The following is a 2,303-nucleotide window of genomic DNA, read 5'->3' as shown; positions in this document are numbered from 1 at the left end:
CATGACCCAAACAGGCGTTTCAGCGCAACCTCTTAGCAATACACTCGTTACTATTATTGCTTTGTGTTGCGGTCTTATTGTTGCCAATATTTATTACGCTCAACCTATTATTGAGTTACTTGCCCCAGAAGTTGGATTAAGTGCGCACAGTGCTAGCCTTATCGTATCGCTTACACAAATAGGCTACGCTTTGGGGTTGTTTTTTTTAGTACCACTAGCTGATTTAGTTGAAAATAAAAAGCTTATGTTGGTCACTCTTGGTGTGTCGTTTTTGAGTTTAGTGGGTACGGCACTTGCTGATTCACCTAATGTAATGCTTATTTTGTGTTTGATGATAGGTATAAGTTCGGTTTCTGTTCAGGTGCTTATTCCACTTGCTGCGCATTTATCGTCTGACGAAAAACGCGGACAAGTTCTTGGTAATATTATGGCGGGTTTGTTGTTAGGTATTTTGCTAGCAAGACCTATATCGAGCTTAATAGCCGATCACTTTGGTTGGCGCGCCGTATTTTACTTTGCAGCAGGGTGTATGGTGTTTATTGCTGGCGTAATTTATTTTGCTATTCCAAGTAGGCAACCAACCCATAAAACAACGTATTTTAAGTTATTAAAATCGCTTAAACAATTAATGATAAGCCAGCCAGTGCTGCGCCAACGTTCACTTTTTCAAGCGTTAATGTTTGCATCGTTCAGCTTATTTTGGACGAGCGTACCGGTTGTGCTTGCCCGTGAGTATGGTTTATCCCAATCAGAAATAGCATTGTTTGCACTAGTGGGCGCCGCAGGTGCTGTAGCAGCTCCCATTGTTGGGCGTTTGGCTGATAAGGGCTATACGCATCAGCTATCGTTACTGGCCAAACTCATTGCAGCTCTGTGCTTTTTACCAAGCTTATTTGAGTTACCTTACGGTATTATAGTATTGGCATTAACCGGTGTGTTTATTGATTTTGCTGTGCAGGCCAATATGGTATTGGGTCAACGTGCAGTGTATGCAATAGAGCCACAAAGCCGTGCGCGTTTAAACGCTATTTACATGACTAGTATATTTGTAGGTGGCGCAGTAGGCTCGCTTATTGCCAGCCCATTATATGAAGCAGGCGGTTGGACTGGTATTGCACTGGTGGCTACCGGTATGCCGCTTATTTCGTTGATTGGCTATTTGCTTACAACTAAAAAGCGAAGTAAGGCTGTGAGTTAAAAAATTACCGGATAAACACAATAAAGTCACCATGTTGTGTGGTGACTTTATTTAGCTTATTTGGTAGTTAATTAAGTAGCCTGTTTTTTTGCGTTTGAAAACGAGCTACCAACAGATGCAATAATCACAAGTAAAATAGCGAGCCACTGCCATAAAGTAAGTAATTCACCCAGTATAATAAACCCTGCGAGCGAAGCTATTGCAGGCTCTAAACTCATCATTACGCTAAACCCTTGTGAAGGCATGTTACGCAGTGCAACCATTTCAAGTGTGTAAGGCAGTGCGCTTGATAAAATAGCAATACCAATACCCAGTGGGATAATTTCCCACGTAAACGCGGCGCTTTGCATAATGCCGCCGTAAGGCACTAGCACTATAGCGGCAACAGTCATGCCCAGTGCGACAGTGGCACCACCAGAGCTTTGTGTGCCGGTTTTTTTACCAAATAATATATAACCTGCCCAACATGCACCGGCACCAAGAGCAAGCGCTACACCTAATGGATCAAGGCTATCTTGCCCGCTCATATCTGGAAGCAGAAGCAAAATACCAGCAATAGCACAGGCAACCCAAAATAAATCACGTTTGCGGCGTGATGAAAATAAGGCAACAGTAAGCGGGCCTGTAAATTCAAGTGCTACACCAATGCCTAGTGGAATGCGTTCAATAGCGTAATAAAACAAAATGTTCATGCCGCCTAAACTTAAACCATACACAATTATAGGAATACGATTACCCGTAGTGGGTAAGTGTTTCCAAGGTTTAAACACTAAGCAAAGTATAAAGGCAGAAAAACCAAGCCTAAGGGCCGTCGTACCCTCAGGGCCAACAATTGGAAAAAGCTGTTTTGCAAACGACGCGCCCGTTTGAATGGTCATCATGGCAAGCAATACACACACGATAGCCAGTAAATAACTTTTTGAAGATGCTTGCATTTTTATCCTTGAGTTGAGTAACTCTATCAATTAGTTATGTAATGCAGGGAGTATAAAAGCTAAACCCACCCGATATTAATGGCGGCATAGTATCTTTTTTTAAATTTATAGGTAAGTGTTTGCGACCAAAAATAACGCAATAAAAAGTATATTAAATAGGGAAGGTAAAT

Annotated in this window: 2 protein-coding genes; one reads left to right on the top strand and one right to left on the bottom strand. The window is 41.9% G+C overall.

Features of this window, described 5'->3' with window-relative positions:
• Position 1: 1 nt before the first annotated feature.
• A complete protein-coding gene (locus tag H5072_RS17260) occupies positions 2-1,198 on the top strand; it encodes an MFS transporter (protein WP_182694246.1) in 1,197 nt (398 codons plus the stop codon).
• 71 nt (positions 1,199-1,269) lie between these two features.
• Here the strand turns inward: H5072_RS17260 and H5072_RS17255 are convergent, their stop codons facing one another.
• Complete coding sequence (locus H5072_RS17255) at positions 1,270-2,133, bottom strand: DMT family transporter (RefSeq protein ID WP_182694245.1); 864 nt, start codon at positions 2,131-2,133, stop codon at positions 1,270-1,272.
• Positions 2,134-2,303 lie beyond the last annotated feature (170 nt).

The sequence above is a fragment of the Pseudoalteromonas sp. SR45-5 genome, from assembly GCF_014163565.1.
GTDB lineage: Bacteria > Pseudomonadota > Gammaproteobacteria > Enterobacterales > Alteromonadaceae > Pseudoalteromonas > Pseudoalteromonas distincta.
This window is presented reverse-complemented; position numbering and strand designations above follow the sequence as displayed.

Excerpts from the sequence above, each read along its gene's own strand:
- H5072_RS17260 (WP_182694246.1), top strand. The coding sequence starts at position 2 with ATGACCCAAACAGGCGTTTCAGCGCAACCTCTTAGCAATACACTCGTT.
- H5072_RS17255 (WP_182694245.1), bottom strand. The coding sequence starts at position 2,133 with ATGCAAGCATCTTCAAAAAGTTATTTACTGGCTATCGTGTGTGTATTG.